This window comes from Marinifilum sp. D737 (assembly GCF_026672275.1).
Classification (GTDB): domain Bacteria; phylum Bacteroidota; class Bacteroidia; order Bacteroidales; family Marinifilaceae; genus Marinifilum.
The window spans coordinates 34,061-51,605 of record NZ_JANQCD010000029.1; the positions used below are offsets into that span (position 1 = coordinate 34,061).

14 protein-coding genes are annotated in these 17,545 nt (G+C 36.0%); 3 read left to right on the forward strand and 11 right to left on the reverse strand.

Translation table 11 applies throughout. From position 1 onward, the window contains the following. Positions 1–222: 222 nt before the first annotated feature. Positions 223–1,695: an oligosaccharide flippase family protein gene (locus NQ163_RS15815; protein ID WP_268191303.1), complete on the forward strand. Its 1,473-nt coding sequence runs from the start codon at positions 223–225 to the stop codon at positions 1,693–1,695. Here NQ163_RS15815 and NQ163_RS15820 read toward each other — a convergent pair. The 6 genes from NQ163_RS15820 to NQ163_RS15845 all read right to left on the reverse strand — a co-directional run bounded on the left by NQ163_RS15820 (position 1,692) and on the right by NQ163_RS15845 (position 9,560). Continuing rightward, positions 1,692–2,573 carry a lysophospholipid acyltransferase family protein gene (locus NQ163_RS15820; protein WP_268191304.1) on the reverse strand — a complete coding sequence of 294 codons (882 nt, stop codon included), beginning with the start codon at positions 2,571–2,573 and terminating at the stop codon, positions 1,692–1,694. The genes NQ163_RS15815 and NQ163_RS15820 overlap by 4 nt on opposite strands. Before the next feature lie 78 nt (positions 2,574–2,651). Further along, a complete protein-coding gene (locus tag NQ163_RS15825; protein WP_268191305.1) occupies positions 2,652–3,041 on the reverse strand; it encodes an adenylyltransferase/cytidyltransferase family protein in 390 nt (129 codons plus the stop codon). 57 nt (positions 3,042–3,098) lie between these two features. Then, on the reverse strand, positions 3,099–4,328 hold the full coding sequence (locus NQ163_RS15830; RefSeq protein WP_268191306.1) for a CDP-glycerol glycerophosphotransferase family protein: 1,230 nt from the start codon (positions 4,326–4,328) through the stop codon (positions 3,099–3,101). Beyond that, positions 4,329–5,555 carry a CDP-glycerol glycerophosphotransferase family protein gene (locus NQ163_RS15835; RefSeq protein WP_268191307.1) on the reverse strand — a complete coding sequence of 409 codons (1,227 nt, stop codon included), beginning with the start codon at positions 5,553–5,555 and terminating at the stop codon, positions 4,329–4,331. It lies immediately after the preceding gene. Further along, the gene (locus tag NQ163_RS15840; protein ID WP_268191308.1) at positions 5,548–8,157 is read right to left on the reverse strand and encodes a YfhO family protein; all 2,610 of its coding nucleotides are present in this window, start codon (positions 8,155–8,157) and stop codon (positions 5,548–5,550) included. Before NQ163_RS15840 ends, NQ163_RS15835 begins: the two co-directional genes overlap by 8 nt. Positions 8,158–8,327: 170 nt before the next feature. After that, positions 8,328–9,560 (reverse strand): carcinine hydrolase/isopenicillin-N N-acyltransferase family protein, encoded by a 1,233-nt coding sequence (locus NQ163_RS15845; protein ID WP_268191309.1) that lies wholly within the window; start codon positions 9,558–9,560, stop codon positions 8,328–8,330. Between the two features lie 274 nt (positions 9,561–9,834). On the opposite strand from NQ163_RS15845, the gene NQ163_RS15850 reads away from it, so the two are divergent. After that, positions 9,835–10,011 (forward strand): hypothetical protein, encoded by a 177-nt coding sequence (locus NQ163_RS15850; RefSeq protein ID WP_268191310.1) that lies wholly within the window; start codon positions 9,835–9,837, stop codon positions 10,009–10,011. A gap of 57 nt (positions 10,012–10,068) precedes the next feature. After that, positions 10,069–10,389 carry a hypothetical protein gene (locus NQ163_RS15855; RefSeq protein WP_268191311.1) on the forward strand — a complete coding sequence of 107 codons (321 nt, stop codon included), beginning with the start codon at positions 10,069–10,071 and terminating at the stop codon, positions 10,387–10,389. 3 nt (positions 10,390–10,392) lie between these two features. Here the strand turns inward: NQ163_RS15855 and NQ163_RS15860 are convergent, their stop codons facing one another. From NQ163_RS15860 to NQ163_RS15880, 5 genes are all read right to left on the reverse strand, one after another. Further along, entirely contained in the window at positions 10,393–11,193 is an 801-nt protein-coding gene (locus NQ163_RS15860; protein ID WP_268191312.1) for a carbon-nitrogen hydrolase family protein, read from the reverse strand. A 280-nt stretch (positions 11,194–11,473) separates the two neighbouring features. Further along, positions 11,474–13,027 carry a glycine--tRNA ligase gene (locus NQ163_RS15865; RefSeq protein WP_268191313.1) on the reverse strand — a complete coding sequence of 518 codons (1,554 nt, stop codon included), beginning with the start codon at positions 13,025–13,027 and terminating at the stop codon, positions 11,474–11,476. Between the two features lie 164 nt (positions 13,028–13,191). Beyond that, positions 13,192–13,437 carry a DUF4834 family protein gene (locus NQ163_RS15870; protein WP_120238155.1) on the reverse strand — a complete coding sequence of 82 codons (246 nt, stop codon included), beginning with the start codon at positions 13,435–13,437 and terminating at the stop codon, positions 13,192–13,194. An 845-nt stretch (positions 13,438–14,282) separates the two neighbouring features. After that, positions 14,283–15,755: a DUF5723 family protein gene (locus tag NQ163_RS15875; RefSeq protein WP_268191314.1), complete on the reverse strand. Its 1,473-nt coding sequence runs from the start codon at positions 15,753–15,755 to the stop codon at positions 14,283–14,285. 25 nt (positions 15,756–15,780) lie between these two features. Beyond that, positions 15,781–17,430 carry a hypothetical protein gene (locus NQ163_RS15880; RefSeq protein WP_268191315.1) on the reverse strand — a complete coding sequence of 550 codons (1,650 nt, stop codon included), beginning with the start codon at positions 17,428–17,430 and terminating at the stop codon, positions 15,781–15,783. Positions 17,431–17,545 lie beyond the last annotated feature (115 nt).

Consider the following 17,545-nt stretch of genomic DNA (forward strand, 5'->3'; position numbering starts at 1 on the left):
TGTTTTAAACCGATTAGGATCAATCATTAATTGGTCACTTGCGAAAATACAATTTTTTGATGAAAAGCTTCATGTTACCAGTTACAAGTTTCAAGAGCAAAAAGTGGTTTTGGTAATTGGATGTTTAAGCTTACTCATTCACAAAATTACACATTCACTCATTCACTCATTCCTTTTTTGTTAAATTTGTGATTGTATCACTACCAAATATACAATTGCACATTGGGAATTATTCGACAACAAACCATTAAGGGAAGTTTCGTTTCGTATATCGGAGCGATTTTGGGATTTTTAAATACGGGTATATTGTATCCCAGTTTTTTTGCAACCGATCAAATAGGATTAATTGCCTGGTTGGGTGCGATTACTACTGTTGCAGCACAATTTTCAACACTTGGTTTTAACAATGTAACAGCCCGTTTGTTTCCTTACTTCCGTAACGAGAATGTAAATCACAACGGCTATTTGTTTATTCTGTTTTGGGTTGGTATGGCTGGTTTTGCAATGTCGCTTATTGCTTATTTTATTTTGCAACCCATTGCAATCGAAACATATCAAGATGAATCACCAATGTATTTGAACTACTTGATTTATCTGATTCCATTGATATTTTTCACCCTTTTCTATAATTTGTTTGAGGGGTACAACAGAGTGATGTATGATGCAGTTTCAGGGACCTTTTTTAGAGATATTGTTTTTAAAGTTCTAAACCTTATTTTTTTGATCCTCTTTTCGGTAAAAGTGATCGATTTTTCTCAGTTTATTTTACTTTACGTACTGGCATATTGCTCTCCAACAGTGTTTTTATTCATTTTACTTTGGGTACGTGGACAAATTTCTTTTGCATCCAATTTAAAGTTTGTTACGCCGGAACTACGAAAATCGATGGCTAGTGTTTCCTTATTTGGGATATTGAATGGCTTAAGTGATAAGTTAGCCAACCAAATTGACAGAATCATGATTGAAGGGTTTATTGGTTTGGGGTCAACAGGGATTTTTGCAACCATGACCAATTTTGGAACCTTGGTTTCTATGCCTTCAAGAAGTTTGAAAAAAATAGCAAGTACGGTTATTGCTGAGGCATGGAAAAAGAATGATTTAAAAACAATTGCTCAAATATACTCACAAAGCGGATTACATCAGTTTATGGTAGGATGCCTTTTGTTTATTGGCATCTGGATCAATATTGATAATGTTTTTGAAATTGTATCTGATCGTTTTATTGATGGGAAATATGTTGTGTTTTTTATTGGTATTGGGCATGTAATACAGATGGCATCAGGAGTGAGTGGGGTAATTATTCAATCATCGCCATACTATAAAATGCAGGCTGTATTCATGACTCTATATGGTCTTTTGGTAATTATTACCAACCTTATCATGATTCCGATCTGGGGGATTACAGGAGCAGCAATAGCCTCTGTAACAGCAACTTTATTTTTTAACTTATCCAAGTATCTGTTTTTACTGAATAAATATAAATTTCAACCATTTAATTACCGTTATTTAATGGTGATATTGGTTGCTGTCACAGCTTATTACGCTGGAACACTGTTACCAAAAATGGACTGGTTTGTATTCGATATTGCAATCAGGTCATCAATAGTTGGCGGAGTTTATCTTTTATTGTCTTTTGCCTTTAAAATATCATCTGATTTCAACCAGTTTGTTAAAAAGTACATAAAGCTTGGTTAATGACAAATTTCATGATCTTGCTTTTGTAACTTCCATCTTTTGTGACTCCATAGCCAGTATTGGGGATTTTGTATGATTTGATCTTCGAGTAGTTTGGTGTGTTGCTTTGTAATGCTTCCATATTTAGCTTGTTGCGGATTTTCTTCGATGATCTTTAATTCTACTTCATAATATCCGCGCTTAACTCTTTCAATATTTAGGAAAACAACTGCATAATCAAAATCAACAGCATATTTTTCTGTACCAAACATTACAGCGGTATCCTGATTTAGGAATTTAGTCCAGAATAAGTTTGTCTTGTTGCGCTTGGGACATTGATCACTACCAAATCCTACTAAATATGTTTTGTCTTTTTTATCTTCTAAAAAGCTTTTTGTTTCTTGTTTGGGAATCAGTTGCAGTCCTGATTTGCCTCTGGTTTCTCTAAATTTCTTGTCAAAAAATTTATTTGATAATGGTTTGTAAATTGCACTGGTTTTGTGTTTTAACGAGCCGCCAAGTGCAGTAGCAACCATTTCCCAGTTGTTGTAATGCCCAAATGCAAGCACAATACTTTTCTTTTGTTTATACAATTCATCAATAGCTTCCAGGTTTTTTATTCTGCATCGTTTTTGAGCTTCTTTGGCACTTATGCTAAAGCATCTGATACTTTCTACTATAAAATCACAAAAGAAACGATTAAAATCTCGGGCAATTCTTTTGTGTTCCTCATGGCTTTTTTCAGGAAATGAGTTTCGAATGTTATTCAGAATCAGCTTTTTTCGATATCGAATGACATAATGGTTTAAAACAAAAAGCAGATCCGATATCAGGTACGAAACACGAAGTGGTAGTAGAGATATTGGCTTTAGAAATAGGTAATACAATAGTGGTGTCATGCTTAATATATTGGTGGTTCGGGCACAAATATAGAAGCATTCCGGGAAAATAAAATCTGAGTTTGATAAAAGGAAAAATTATTCCTTGATGATTTCAATAATCTCAGTGGTTGAAATGGATGGAGTACGTTCAAGATATACAACTTCGCAAAGCGATTTGAATTCATCAAATCTTCCTTCCCAGTCGTTACCCATAACCAAGACATCGGCATTGTATTTCTTTATGTATTCGCCTTTAAGCTCTAAAGATTCTTCGTAGAACACTTCGTCAACCACTTTTAAAGATTCAATGATTCTCATTCGATCTTTTTCGGTGTATATAGGATTCTTTTGCTTCTTAGAGAAGTTTAAAGCATCGGTAGAGATTCCAACAATTAAGTAATCACCCTGTGCTCTGGCACGTTCTAAAATTCTTAAATGTCCGATGTGAAATAAATCAAAAGTACCAAAAGTGATTACGCGTTTCATATGATTGTTGTTTGTCTTTTGTTGACTGTTTATTGTTTACTGATAATTGCCTGCAGTTTACTGGCGAAGATAATGTTCTTGGATGAAATTAAAAATTCTCTCAGAAGCTTTATCATCAATGTTATCGTAGGATTTTTGAATAATTTCTTCTCGCTTGCCTTTAAAGAGATCTTTATTGCTCAGATTCTCTATCAAATCTTCCTGCAATTTTTGTTGATTGGTAGAAATCGGTCCAACAATAAAATCGTTAAAGAAAGTGTGTAGCTCTCGATCTTTGGTTTCATACTTCTCACGATCGTAAAGCAAGAAGAAAACCGGTCGATTCAACAAGATATAATCCATGTAGATAGAAGAATAATCGCTAATCATGGCATCGGTTTCCGGAAGGAAAGGGTAAACATCCTTTACATTATCGTACCATAGAATTCTTTCAAAATCATCGCTTATGGTTTGATATTGTGGCAAAGGATGCAGTTTGAACACAAATACCAAATCGTTCTGCAAGGCGAATTCGTTAAGCGATTTTAAATCAAGAATCTCATCAGAAATGCCATCGCCACCTGTATCGCGAAATGTTGGAGCATACAGAATCGATTTGATTCCATTTTTGCGCATTTCCGCAACTTTACTGATGGTTTCTACATCCGAATTTAAAAGTGCATTCTCGTACTTTTCAGGATTTACAATGATGTCGTTTCTAGGATAACCCGTATCAATAAAATGATCGCTTATAAATGCTGGTTTAAAGAATTTTTCGGTAAAGAACTTGCCAGTAGAAATTAGCGCTTGATATTTTGGCAATTTCCCCACAAAGTTAAGAATGAATCTGCGGTATAATGAGCTGGTTTCCTGAATGAAAAATTTATTGCTGCGTTGAATTTTCTTGAAGCCAATGCCATGCCATATTTGTACAATTTTTGCTCTCCAAAACAATTGAAAACGACAATTGTCCATCCAAGAAAAATTATCAACTACAAACACTTTACTTCTCAGCATAATCCAATAAGCTTTACATGAAGGGTAGTAGAGAATATTGTCGTATTTCTGATTCAGTTCATTGAAAACATCCCTGTTTGCAGTTAGCAAATAGAATTCCTGATCCGGTTTTTTCTCGGCCAAATAGAGAAAAAAGAATTTTACATTGTCGTTAAAGAATCCATCTTTGGCACCCATTAAAACCATCAGGTTTTTCTTTTTGGGAATCAGGTAACTTAACGGAACAAGAAAAATCCACCCCAAAAGAGTGGTGAAAAATATAACTGGCTTGGAATGTTTATTTAGGTTCATTTATTGATTCAATTTTCGAATTTCGTTGTAAACTCTTTCGCAACTGCCATTATCCTGGTAAGTGTGGTACATGTCGCGAATTTTTTTGCGCCACTTGGCATGTGTCAATGGTTGATCGAAATAGCGTTTCAGGTGAGTGATAAACTCTTTTTGGCTTTCCGATTTTGCACCAGGACTGTTCTCATCAAAGTTGATGAAAAAACCTTTGTACTGACTGTATTCTTCCAAATCGTAAGGAAGAAAAACAACTGGTCGATCAAGCAATAGGTAATCGATCCAAAGCGATGAATAATCGGTAACCAGAATATCTACGTAAGGAAGCAAGTCATACACATCTGCAAACCTGTCCTGGTCGGCCTTTATTACTCTTTCGATTGAAAAGAAATCATGTGTTTTTTGAACAGATTTACGTTTGATATCTTCTTTATGCCCACGAACCAGAATGTATGCATCTTCTTCTTCCAGGAATTTTGAAAGTTGATCGGCATTAAAATCTTCGAATGGGAAAAAGTGAGTTTTGTGTCCTTCCTCGCGCCAGGTTGGTGCGTAAAGTATAATTTTCCGATCCAGAAAAGGATTTTTAAGAAGCAAATCGGTATTTAAATGTTCCGGATCAGTCAAGTAGTCGTTTCGTGGCAAACCCGTTACCCAAACATCATTCATGTCCATATTAAATCCGGCAGCATGTATGATTTGCTCTAAAGGCGAACTCCCCACCATGTAGGAATAGCCCTGAAGTTGTTTCTGCTTTCCATATTTTCTCCACACGGCAGTTTGTAAACCCATTTTTTTCATTGGAGTTCCATGTCCCAGATAGATGATGTTTTTACACTTTGTATTCAGGTAATATGGTGCAAAAGCAGCAGCACTAATTCCATAGGAAATAATTACATGCTTGCTTCGTAAAAACAGTATAAAACCTTTAACAGACCAGGCGTAGACCACTTCGCCTGGAAATTTCTCTTGTAACTGCTTGTATAATTCTTTGTGTGGTGTAAACAAAATGCTGTTGAAATCGTTCTTCACCCTCATGTATTCGAACAGGTATTTTGAATTGTCGAAATAGTTTTTTTCGGTCAAAAAGAAAAGTGCAATTCTCTTGTTCTTAGGTACTAACTTCTCTATAAAGAAATAGAACCAACGTAGAAAAAACAGTACGATATGCAGAAAAACAATTTTCTGCATGAAGTTTACAAATTGTTGTGGTTTGGTGTATCCGCTAGACATTTTCCTTTTTATAGTTTTTAATGCCAAACACAATTGCTCCAATTGCAATTACAAAGAAAAGAATCATACTGGTCAATGAAATTTTCTCACCAACAAAGTATCCCTTAGGTTCAAATTTGAACTCAACTTTGTGATTTCCTGCTGGAAGTTTCATGGCACGAAGAACATAGTTTGCTCTAAAGTGTTTTGCTGGTTTTCCATCGACATACGCATTCCAACCAGGTTGATAATACACTTCAGAGAAAACAGCCAGTTGTTCTGTTTTTGCCTGATACTGGTAGTTAATCTGATTTGGCGAATATTTTGTCATTTGAATGTTGGCTGTTGAATCTGCAATAATGCTTAAGCCCTTCAACTGATTTTTAAAACGCTGATCAACAATTGCCTCTTTAGCCGGATCAAAGCCATTTAAAAGCATGATTTCTTCATTGGCATCTTTAACCAATTTATAAGAATCAACAAACCATGCATTTCCGAGTGCGTTTGGATTAATGCTTAGCTGAGCTCCTTTTTCTCCCTGGCTAATAATGTATTTTGCATTCAACATGTCCAAAGCCTTCATGTTGCCTTTGTCGATATGATATTCGTACAATTCCTGAACACGACGCAATTTTGCTCCATGATAACCTCCAATGGATTTGTGGAAGTAAGATGGACGTGCATTCTGGAAAGGACCACCGATTTGTTCAAACACCCTGTAATTGGTGTTGTAGGTAACGGCCCAAATTTGTGCTGCTACTTTTTCGTAATCGTTGGCTTTTCTGTTCTTTCGGGTGTAGTCTTTTACTGCCTGATCGGCAATTGCCTTTAATTCAGGATTGTTTTTTAACTCGTTCTGCAGAATTTGAAAATCTGCCATATTAGGCATGTATGCCAGGTTCAGTTCTTTCTTTTCTACAAATGCATCATTGGTAGTAAAGCGTTTGTTAACCGGATACAAATCAGCTATAACCAAAATAATTACCGCTGGAATAAAGAATTTTGCTTTCAGATAATCTTTAGAATAAGCCCAAACCAAAGCTGCACCAACTATAATGAACAGGAAGCTTCTTAAAGCATCAGCTCTGAACATGTCGATACGAGCATTGACCAAATCGTTCTGAATTTGAGCAATGAAAGAAACTGCATTCGGATTGGAAGCACTAATTTGAGTAAAATAGTTTTGTTCCACATCGCTTAAGAAATCCAAACCAAAAGTTGGGATAAGATAGAGAAGAAGTGCAACACCTCCTGTTAATGCAAATGGCAGAACCAATACATTTAGGTTTAGAGAAGCAAACTTCACTTTTTTCTTCAGTATCTCAGGTTCATCAATTAGCTTTTTAAGCGCTAAAATGGCCAATAGAGGAATACACAGCTCAACGATAATCAAGATGGATGATACTGCTCTAAACTTGTTATAAAGTGGTACGTAATCGAAAAACAGATTTGTAAGGGCAGGGAAGTTATGTCCCCAGGATAGCATGATTGCCAAAATAGTAGCTGTTAGCAATCCCCATTTTAGGCGACCTGCCACAATAAATAGCCCTAAAAAGAATAAAAACAAGATAAAGGCTCCTACATAAACAGGACCAACGGTAAATAACTGATTTCCCCAGTAGTGGTGGTTTTTCACCTGTTCCATATTGTAATAATCAGCAACCGATTTAACCTGACCGCCATTTACATAGTTCAAAACCTGTATGCCTTCTTGTGGAGATCCACCGCCGCCTTTTGCATTGGGAATCAATAAGCTTAAAGTTTCCTGGATTCCGTAACTCCACATGGTTCCGTAATCTTTATCTACTCCAGTGGTTTGGTTGTCCTTATTACCCAAACTCAATTCCGATTTACCTCGAATTGTGGATTTACTGTATTCGTATGAGCTATATAAGTTCGTAAAGTTAACCCCCAAAGCAATAATCGAAGCTATGGCAAGTACTCCTATGGCTTTAAAGAAATGTTTCAGATTCTTTTCTTTAAACTGGTGGTAGAATTCATAGATCAGAATACAAATAACCGTAAGCATAAAATAATAAGTCATTTGTATGTGGTTGGAATACAATTCCATGATCAGGAAGAATGTGGCTATAATTCCACCCCAAAGATATCGTCCTCTTAATACCATTAATATTCCACCAAGGGCGGGAGGGATGAAAGCCAATGCATTTACCTTCCACAAATGTCCTGCTCCAATGATAATGATGAAATAAGTGGAAAATGCATATGCAACGGAACCCGCGATGGAGAGCCATGGATTAACTCGTAAACTAATGAGAAGGATATAAAAACCAAGCATGTACAGAATGAGGTACTTCACAGGATCTGGAGTATAAAGCTCCATCATCTTCTTAAAAGTGTACATGTCTTTTGCTTGGTAATCAACATTAATTTGGTAAGATGGCATTCCTCCAAACATCGAGTTGGTCCACAAGGCATCTTCGCCTGTCTTTTCTCGAAAATCAATAATTTCTTTTTTAGCACCCCAAGCGTGAATTGAGTCACCCTTTTTGTACTGTTTTCCCTCCATAGCAGGCTGGAAATACATGAATGCTACAATTAAAAATACCAGGATGGATACCAGGTGAGGCAATGCGGACTTAAATATCGACTTAAAACTCATATTGAATTATGAATTAGGATCCCGATAGTTATCGGGGATGAATTATGAGTGAATCAATTCATAATTCATCATTGATAATTGATAATTTTAAATTCAGGCTCTAAAATACAAAAAGCACAGAACAATATTGCCCTGTGCTTCACTTAATGTTTTTACGATTGTTTATTTCCTTACAAACTTTGGTACTTTTGGGTATCAAGCATGCCCTTATAAGTTTTGTAAGTGTAATCATCCAACCATTGGTAGAATTCTTCAATCTCTTTTTTATTCACTTTAGCTGAACGCCATTTCTTTTGGTGCTCCTCTGTATTTTTGAAAAGTTCTTCTTCAGCTTTTTCAAGTTTTTGAATAATACCAGTCTTCTCAGCATTAATCAATTCTGATACTTTTAAGTATTTGTATCCAGCCGAACGAGAAATTGGATAGCAGCGGTCTTTCAATTCCATAGCCATTGCATTCAATGGGCAGTTTTCTTTTCCATCAGCCAATAATACTTTAGGCAAATTCTTGCCACCTTTTACCCAAACTGGCAAAGCAATTGAGGTATTTGGGAATCCAACCTGAGTCCAGATGGTAGCCATGTCTTTGTCTTCGCCTTCTTTCACACCTTCAATCATGATCATAGATGATGAGCCGTGACGAGTAATTAAATCACCTGAGTTTACAAAGTTTTCTCCGTAAGCTACAGTTTCAAACTCTTTTCTGAAGTCTCTTTTCAAAACAGGGTGCTTTAAGCATCTTGAGAAGTTCTGAATCACAGTCTTTGCATTCATATCACCACAAGCATCGGCTTGGTAGAAAATATCCTGAGCGGTTTGGAAACGAATAAATCCATAACCAATATCTTTTTTACCAGTAAAGGAGTAGTTGGTTCTAAGAATGTATCCATTTGGCGCTTGTGCAGGATCGTTAGCGTCGAATTTGGTAAAAGTATGATTGTTTACTTCATAAAATGCAACATTTCCATCAGCATCCAGTACACCAAAGTGAGCAGCCAATCCCATTGGTTTAGGTGTATCTTTCAGCAATTGCTCAAACTCTTCAAGGTTTGCACACTGTTGCAGGGCCAATTTCATAAAGCGTCCTTCCTGATCTTTCAATGAAGTTGTATCCTGCATGTTTACATTGAAAGATGCAGAGTTCATGATTGCAAAACCCATAGCGTTAGATCCACCCCAAACTTGTTCCCCTTTTTCGTCGTTGGAATTGATCATACCGATGTATGGATATTTGCCATCGGTGAAATACATCATTTTGTTTTCAAAACTTTCTGTGTCGCGCAGTTTCCAAATCATTGGGCGACCATCTTTGGTGTACTTGCCGGAAATTACGGCAGTTGTGCAGGCTCCAGCCTGCCATACGCTTACTACAACAAGTAGCAGTAGGCTTAATAAATTTTTCATTTGTTAGTTAGTGGTTTAGTAAAAAACAATGTAGAGAGATTCTAAATTATAACAAAAACTCTTCCCTGCCAATTTTAACATTTGTAATCAATAAATTAGACAAGAAAATTTGTATAAATCGTCCCGGGATAAAAATATATTAATCCATCCTCACCCCGGGAGCAATTTTTAGTAGCTATGCTACAATCGTTATACTGCAAAGCTATCTAAAAGAGGAGAAATATACAATTAACAACTGTATATGGAGTGGAAGTTTGTTAAAATTAATTTCGTTATGAAAAAATTAAATGATTTTACACAGGATGCTATAATGAAAGTTGAAATGAGCGAATTAAAAGGAGGCGAGCAGGTTGGAGATAAAAGAACCGGACAGAATGATAAAGGTTACTACATGTACTGGTATGATGATGAAGAAGGATATGTAGGTGCTTATATGAGACAATTTGCTTAAATTTAACAGAAAAACTCCCTTCAGTTAAAGCTGAAGGGAGCAAAATTTCGAAATATGATGAAAAAGATAATTTTTTGTACTATAATTCTCTTGTTGGGTTTGTATTCATTTGGGCAAGTATGTAAGAAAAAGCTTGAGCCTCCATTAATTCTTTCTGGGAAATGTGTTTTTGTATTGAATCAATTAAAAGATCATTTTAAAAATGATTCTATAGCAGTAGATTATTTTAAAACAAAATATTTTATCATTCAAGAAGGGAGATATACAAAATGTACTTTTAAAACCCAAAAGTGCGTTGAATTTTTTACTGATCCCAAAAATAAGAACTTGAAATGTATTTTAAAGAAAAGAGTTTATGAAGATACATTGCTTGAGTAAGATTTAATATTCTGATAGCCTATCTTCACGAAATCGATATTCTTCTCGCACTTGATTAATGATATCCGTTTCAATTTCATCAATGATAAGATCTTCTTTTTCATTTAAAACAGTGGGAGAGGTGTGATAGTCAATCCAAGGCGGACAGAAAATAGAATTGCCATATTCTTCTCCGGCTCGGTTCAAACTCAACATGTAAATTTGATTTTCCAGTGCTCGGGTAATCACAAAATGATGCCAGCTAGGAAAACTGTTGTCCTTGTAAAAAGCCACCGGATGTATCAGAAAATCAATTTCATGATCTAAGGCCAATGTTCTTGTTAATTCAGGAAATCGTATATCGTAACAAATGATAATGCTAATTTTTACACCATTGATCTCGAAACTGATGGTATTCTCACCTTTTTGGAAATACTCCTTTTCCATAGAGTTTCCGAATTGAGCCGTGTGTTGCTTGCTGTAAATGGCTTCCAGTTTACCTTTAGGATTGACAAGAGCTTGCGAGATAAAGAAAGCATCTTCTTTTTTCTGGGGAAAACCGTAACAGATGTAGCAGTTTCTCTTTTGAGCCACATCAGAAAAAAACTGAAAGCTTTTGCCATTTACATCTTCGGCTAATTCGCCTAATTGCTCGAATGTTTCCCGGGAATATCCACTTGTGAAAAGCTCTGGCAGAACAATTAGATCAACCGCTTCTAATTCATCAATTATTTTTTGAGCATGAAGCAGGTTAGCATCTCGTTCCTCGATGGATTTTGCATCACAATTGTTGATTTGTATGGCAGCAAATTTAAGCTTGGGCATGATTGTAGGGTTTAAAATGCTAAGCTTAAATATAGTGAAATTGAAATTATCTCATTCTAAGGTGATTTGTCATGCTCTGACTTTAAGCAAGCTGTAAATGTCAGGGTATGACTATGTGGGGTTTATTTTATTGACAGCTTCACTTAGAGTGAGACCCTCAAAATACAAAATAATATTTTTGTAGTTCTTGTTCCTTTTCCTCAAGGAGAAGGTTAGGATGGGGTGATAACAAAAAAACCATCCTCAAACGAGAATGGCTTTCCTATATTTTGAATTTCGCTTATTTCAATTTCTTGAATAAAGATTTCATGCTAACATGTGAATCTAAGATTTCAGCTAGTTTAGAAATCTCGATACGCTCTTGTTCCATGGTATCGCGATGACGAATTGTAACTGTGTTGTCTTCCAATGATTGGTGATCAACAGTTACACAGAATGGAGTACCAATAGCATCCTGACGACGGTAACGCTTACCAATTGAGTCTTTCTCATCGTACTGACAGTTGAAATCGAATTTCAAGTCGTTGATGATTTCACGAGCTTTTTCAGGAAGACCATCTTTCTTTGTTAATGGCATAACTGCCAATTTGATTGGAGCCAAAGCAGCTGGTAGTCTTAATACAACACGTTCGTCGGTTTTTCCATCTTCTTTCTCGATTTTCTCTTCTGCATAAGCTTCCGACATAATCTGAAGGAACATACGGTCAACACCAATCGATGTTTCCACTACATAAGGAACGTAGCTCTTGTTCAGTTCAGGATCGAAGTACTGAATTTTCTTTCCCGAAAATTCCTGGTGCTGACTTAAATCGAAATCGGTACGAGAGTGAATCCCTTCCACTTCTTTAAATCCGAATGGGAATTTAAATTCAACATCGGTTGCAGCGTTAGCGTAGTGAGCCAACTTATCGTGATCGTGGAAACGATATTTATCATCATCGAAACCTAGAGCTTTGTGCCAGCTCATACGCGTTTCTTTCCACTTGTCGAACCATTTCATTTCTTCTCCCGGACGAACAAAGAACTGAAGTTCCATTTGTTCGAACTCACGCATACGGAAGATAAACTGACGAGCAACAATCTCGTTACGGAATGCTTTACCAATTTGAGCAATCCCGAAAGGAATCTTCATACGACCTGTTTTCTGAACATTTAGGTAGTTTACGAAAATACCCTGTGCAGTTTCCGGACGAAGGAAAATTTTGCTACTACCATCAGCTGTAGAACCCATTTCAGTTGAGAACATCAAATTGAACTGACGAACATCGGTCCAGTTTTTAGTTCCCGAAATAGGACAAGCAATCTCGTTATCGATAATGATTTGCTTTAATTCGTCCAAATCGTTCTTATCCAAAGCATCAACAAAACGCTTGTGGACAGCATCCATTTTCTCTTTGTTTGCCTTAACACGAGGATTGGTTGCTCTAAATTGTTCTTCGTCGAAAGATTCACCAAATTTTTTCTTTGCTTTGGCAACTTCCTTATCCATTTTGGCTTCATATTTAGCCATCAAATCCTCGATTAAAACATCAGCACGGTAACGTTTCTTCGAATCTTTGTTATCGATCAAAGGATCATTAAAAGCATCAACGTGGCCCGATGCCTTCCAAATGGTTGGGTGCATAAAAATAGCAGAATCAATCCCTACAACATTTTCGTGCAATTTTACCATTGAATCCCACCAATACTTTTTGATGTTGTTTTTCAATTCAACACCCAATTGTGCGTAATCGTAAACAGCACTTAGTCCATCGTAAATCTCCGACGACTGAAATACAAAACCGTATTCCTTACAATGGGCAACCAGTTTCTTGAAAACATCTTCCTGAGCCATAAATCTTATATTTTGAGTTTATTATTTTAATTTGAACGAAACACAAAAATACAAAAAAAGCCATTCGATGGCTTTTCCATATCATTAATTTCTAGTGTTTTTGATAATTTATTTGCTGGATAGTGTAATACTATCGTTTGCGTAGCAGAAGATTAAAAAATTAATTAATCCACATCTTCGAAATCCACATAATCACCTACATCCTTTTTGTTAGGATTAGATTTGGTATTTGAATTTTTATCGATGGTAACTTCACCTTCTCGCTTTTCTTGTTCTTGTTGCTGTCTGTTGGCCTCTTTTTGCATTTTATCAAAAGTTTTTTGCACCAAAAAAGGGAACATTGCACGAATGATCAATTTTAGCAGGTAATAAATACCGACAGCAATAATGATAAACTTTATAAATGCCATATTCTTATAATTTGATTGACAAAGATAACAGAATTATAACGAATGAGTAAATGGGAGCATAGGAATTGGTATGCTAAAGGAGCTGAGACTGATATTGATTTATCCCAAAGAAAAATCCCGAGCTTCGTTTAGCCCGGGATTTTCTTCTAACCACTATTTACTAACCTAAATCTAATTCTATGAAAAAACTTCTCTGTTTTGTACATTACAAATGTAGGATGTAAATGTGCTAAATGGTTTAAACAAAAGTTAATGAAGCTTAAAAGTGAATTTTGAAGCTTAGTTTATACCAAAGAAAAATCCCGAACTTGTTCAGTCCGGGATTTTCTCTAACCACTATTTACTAACCTAAATCTAATTCTATGAAACGAGAAAGAAAATTGAATTATTTAGATTTCAGTTTTATAATTGAATTTTCTTTCGGCTTCCATATCACTTTAATATAAAATCATTTTGATATGAAAAAACTTCTCTGTTTTGTACACTACAAATGTAGGATGTAAATGTGCTAAATGGTTTAAATAAAAGTTAATGAAGCTTAAAAGTGTTGAGAAAATTTCAATTCAGACTGCGGTGCTCTGCACCTAATTAAAAATGCAATTGCATAGTTCTATAAATACTGCGCAGCTCTGCTGCTTTGTTCTTACAAAGAGCTTTAGGTGCGTAGCACTGGAGTATTTGTACAACATTTAACAAATTATCAAATCTAAAGGTGCGGAGTACCGCTATCTAGTTTATTAAAAATTTGAAGACTTTCAGAAAAAAAAGGACTACCTACAGAAGGTAGCCCGGAATTTAAATTGATGTAAACACTCTGTTTACACAGAGCAATATAAAGTTACAACTTATTTGTATAATGGTTTCTTTTTATTTCCTATAGGTTCAAACCACGAGCATTCATCTTTCTTTTTGTTTTTATCCTTACAGCCAAACAACAGGTTAAAGCCAAAACGTACATTGGCAACTTGAGCACTGTTAGGGCGAATTGCTGCCAATATATTATCGGTAATGGTATAAAACTGAACAGGACCAAGTTTAGCAGCTACTCCAAATCCAATATTATTATAAGAATTGTTTACAGCAGTATAGCTTAAGCTTGTACTAAGGTTTCTAAAAAATCTCGCATTTGCCGATAAGGTAAGTGATGATTGAACCTTGCCATTGAAAATTTCTGTTCGACTTAAAGCTCCTAAATTTACTCTATTATGAATTTGGTGCGTACCTCCCAAATAAATTTTGCTTGGTAAGCCCACAGAGTAAGAACCCGTCAAATCTGACACTCTAAATTCATCTTGGATGTCATCCACCAAATCATCAAATACATCTTCTATTTCTCTGTAGTTTGGATCGTTTGAATTTCCCGATTGTGACCAGTCTGCACCATTGTAAGTGAACGATCCATCCTGAACAAACTCATAGCCGTTCGATTTCCAGGTAATACCTCCAATATCAAGTACACTTGCGTAAAGTGTGGTCTTCTCATCCATTTTGTAAGTCATACCCAAGTCAACAGCAAAACCTTTGTTGTCGGTATTCAAGAAGAAATCTTCATCAAAATCATCACTGTTAAAATTAATATCATCAACAAAACCATTGGCATCGTAAGTAATTTGGTTGATTGGAACAGAAGCTCTTAATCGATGTTTTGAGTTCAGTATCACTTGGGCGCCGGTTAAGGAGGTAAAAACAGACATGTCTGACTCCTCCATATGAAGATTGGCGATGCCAAAAAGAACTTTCCCTTTTATACCTACAGTCCATTTGTCGTTGATTTTTTTGGAAATTCCCAAGGCAATTTCATGATAGGCATTGGCATCAACGCCCAAACCACCCCAATTGGCAGTTCTTCCTCTAAAATCGTAATTACCGTTCTTTAAAAATGTAATCATTTCCTTATCGAAACTAAAGCGCGAGTCTTCTTTCTCGATCACATCAAGAGTGAAATAGAAGTCCTTGGCCTTAATTCCCAAAGCAAAAAGAGTCAATTCAAATTGCTGAGAAAGAAAGTTGGTAGTTTTTAATGCATCGTGAAAACTATTTACATCTACAACCAATGAATCGCTTCTAATACCTGTTCCATCAGTAATCACATCCTTATAAGCAAAACTGCTGTTGCTGTAATTAAAATAGATGGAACTAAGAGCCGGAAAGCCAACAAAGACTTTGCAATCTGGCTGTATGGCTGGATTCACCTGGTTTGATTGAGGTACGTTCTGCATCAAATACAAGGTGTTGTTTAGTTTTTGAGCTGTACCGTTCATAGTGAGGAGTACAAAAAGTAATCCTGTTAGAGATATCTTGGTTATAATTCTTGTCATTATAGGATGTTTTAAAGTGCTGGTTTTAGTTGCTTAGGTCAAGTTGTGCTTGTACCGATATGGTGAATTTTAATTCGTAATCGCCTTGTAGCTTCACCGGGATTCCTCCATTTTGGGTACTTACAACCGCATTTATAATGATGTTTTCGGTTTTGTTAAGATTTGCAATTTGAGCTTGCGTTAATTTTATTTCGTGGGAAACTTCTTTAATCGAATTTGGATCAACTACACCAACATTTGCTCCCGAAGTATAAACCGAAGCAGCATCAATTACTTCATTGTCTTTAATTTCATCAATTACATTGTAGCTTGCATCGGTAAGCTGAATGTTTTCAACGGTAACATCAAGTGGATAACCATTTTTGGCTGTAATTACTACTGCGGCATTCATTACCTTATCGGCATCATCAATATCAACACCATCAATTGTATCCTTAAGCGTTAGGTTTGTTGCGGTAAACTCCAAAGGAATTTCAATTTCGATATCAGCATCAATTCTCGAGGTATTACTAATAATGTTTGGTTGAGTAGCAATATCTACATTGTTAGGATTTAAGTCAACATTACCAAAATAATCCAACCTGTCTGATGGAGGCAATGCCATTAAATCAACAATGTCAGAGTTGTTTTTATCGTAAGTAATGGTTTCTTCATTAGGAGTATCTAAAACATCGGCAATGGTTTTAGGATAATTAACAGGTTGCAATACATCCGGATTTAAATTTTGACTCAATCCGCTAGAGCTGTAACCAGTGATGTTTGCGTTTATTGCAAAAGGAACACCAACAGAATTGCGCAGATGAACATGAATCTTCGGATCTGCAAAACGGTATTCACCATCTACATCATCCCAAAAATCAACACCCAAGTCAATACTACCTGTTCCTATGTTAATTGTTTGCGTCCCAAAATCACCTGATGCAGTATAAAAGTCAATGTTTTGAACTTTAAGATTGACTCCAACATCTCCATTTCCGCTGATTGTAGTTCCATTATCACGTATGTAAACAGAGAAATCAATGTTAACTTCGTTACTGGGAGTGTACGGAGCTTTAAAATTGACTGTAGCATTGCTAAGTGCAATGCTTTCCGGATGATTAATTGCATTAGCCCCTACACGAAAAGTCCGAGTCACCACGCTTCCTCCTTCAGTAATTCCAGGAAATGTAACCGTTAAATCAATTTCGGTATCCAAAGGGTTGGTTAAGCTTAAATCGATAGTTGCGTTTAGCTGCAAATTAGAAAGAATGATATCAGGATCTCCGGCATCAACAGAGAATGTTTCTGAAAAAGGTATTGGATTTGTAGGGATCGATGCATGCGGAATCCCTGCGAAAGTACCAATTGCGATGCCAAGGTTTTGACTCACCTGATTTGGAAAATCTAATACATCATCTACAGCATAAGTAAAAATATCATTTTCGCGATGTCTGATCACAAGTTTGTTTCCTTCCAAAAATATGGTTTGATCGTTTGGATCCAACTCGTGTTCGTTTAGAAGGTACCAGAGTGTATAGGTTCCATATCCAACAGGAGCAATCATGTTTGGAGTCCATTCAACTTTATCCGATAAGCGATCCATATCGTAATCGTCAGAATCGAAGCATGATTGTGTTGTAATGGCCAATAGTCCACATAGAATGAGTGGAATCAGAAATCGTGATTTAGATATCATAGTAATGTAATTAAATAGACAATATTAGTTTTGAACCGAATTCAACACCTAAAACCCTAGTTTTAATGTTAAATTATATTCAGATCAGAATAGCAATTAAGTCATGTAAGGAAAA

Coding starts and splice junctions, on each gene's coding strand:
- NQ163_RS15865 (WP_268191313.1), bottom strand. CDS start 13,027: ATGGCTCAGGAAGATGTTTTCAAGAAACTGGTTGCCCATTGTAAGGAA.
- NQ163_RS15830 (WP_268191306.1), bottom strand. CDS start 4,328: ATGAACCTAAATAAACATTCCAAGCCAGTTATATTTTTCACCACTCTT.
- NQ163_RS15840 (WP_268191308.1), bottom strand. CDS start 8,157: ATGAGTTTTAAGTCGATATTTAAGTCCGCATTGCCTCACCTGGTATCC.
- NQ163_RS15860 (WP_268191312.1), bottom strand. CDS start 11,193: ATGCCCAAGCTTAAATTTGCTGCCATACAAATCAACAATTGTGATGCA.
- NQ163_RS15820 (WP_268191304.1), bottom strand. CDS start 2,573: ATGACACCACTATTGTATTACCTATTTCTAAAGCCAATATCTCTACTA.
- NQ163_RS15875 (WP_268191314.1), bottom strand. CDS start 15,755: ATGACAAGAATTATAACCAAGATATCTCTAACAGGATTACTTTTTGTA.
- NQ163_RS15870 (WP_120238155.1), bottom strand. CDS start 13,437: ATGGCATTTATAAAGTTTATCATTATTGCTGTCGGTATTTATTACCTG.
- NQ163_RS15825 (WP_268191305.1), bottom strand. CDS start 3,041: ATGAAACGCGTAATCACTTTTGGTACTTTTGATTTATTTCACATCGGA.
- NQ163_RS15850 (WP_268191310.1), top strand. CDS start 9,835: ATGAAAAAATTAAATGATTTTACACAGGATGCTATAATGAAAGTTGAA.
- NQ163_RS15845 (WP_268191309.1), bottom strand. CDS start 9,560: ATGAAAAATTTATTAAGCCTACTGCTACTTGTTGTAGTAAGCGTATGG.
- NQ163_RS15855 (WP_268191311.1), top strand. CDS start 10,069: ATGAAAAAGATAATTTTTTGTACTATAATTCTCTTGTTGGGTTTGTAT.
- NQ163_RS15835 (WP_268191307.1), bottom strand. CDS start 5,555: ATGTCTAGCGGATACACCAAACCACAACAATTTGTAAACTTCATGCAG.
- NQ163_RS15880 (WP_268191315.1), bottom strand. CDS start 17,430: ATGATATCTAAATCACGATTTCTGATTCCACTCATTCTATGTGGACTA.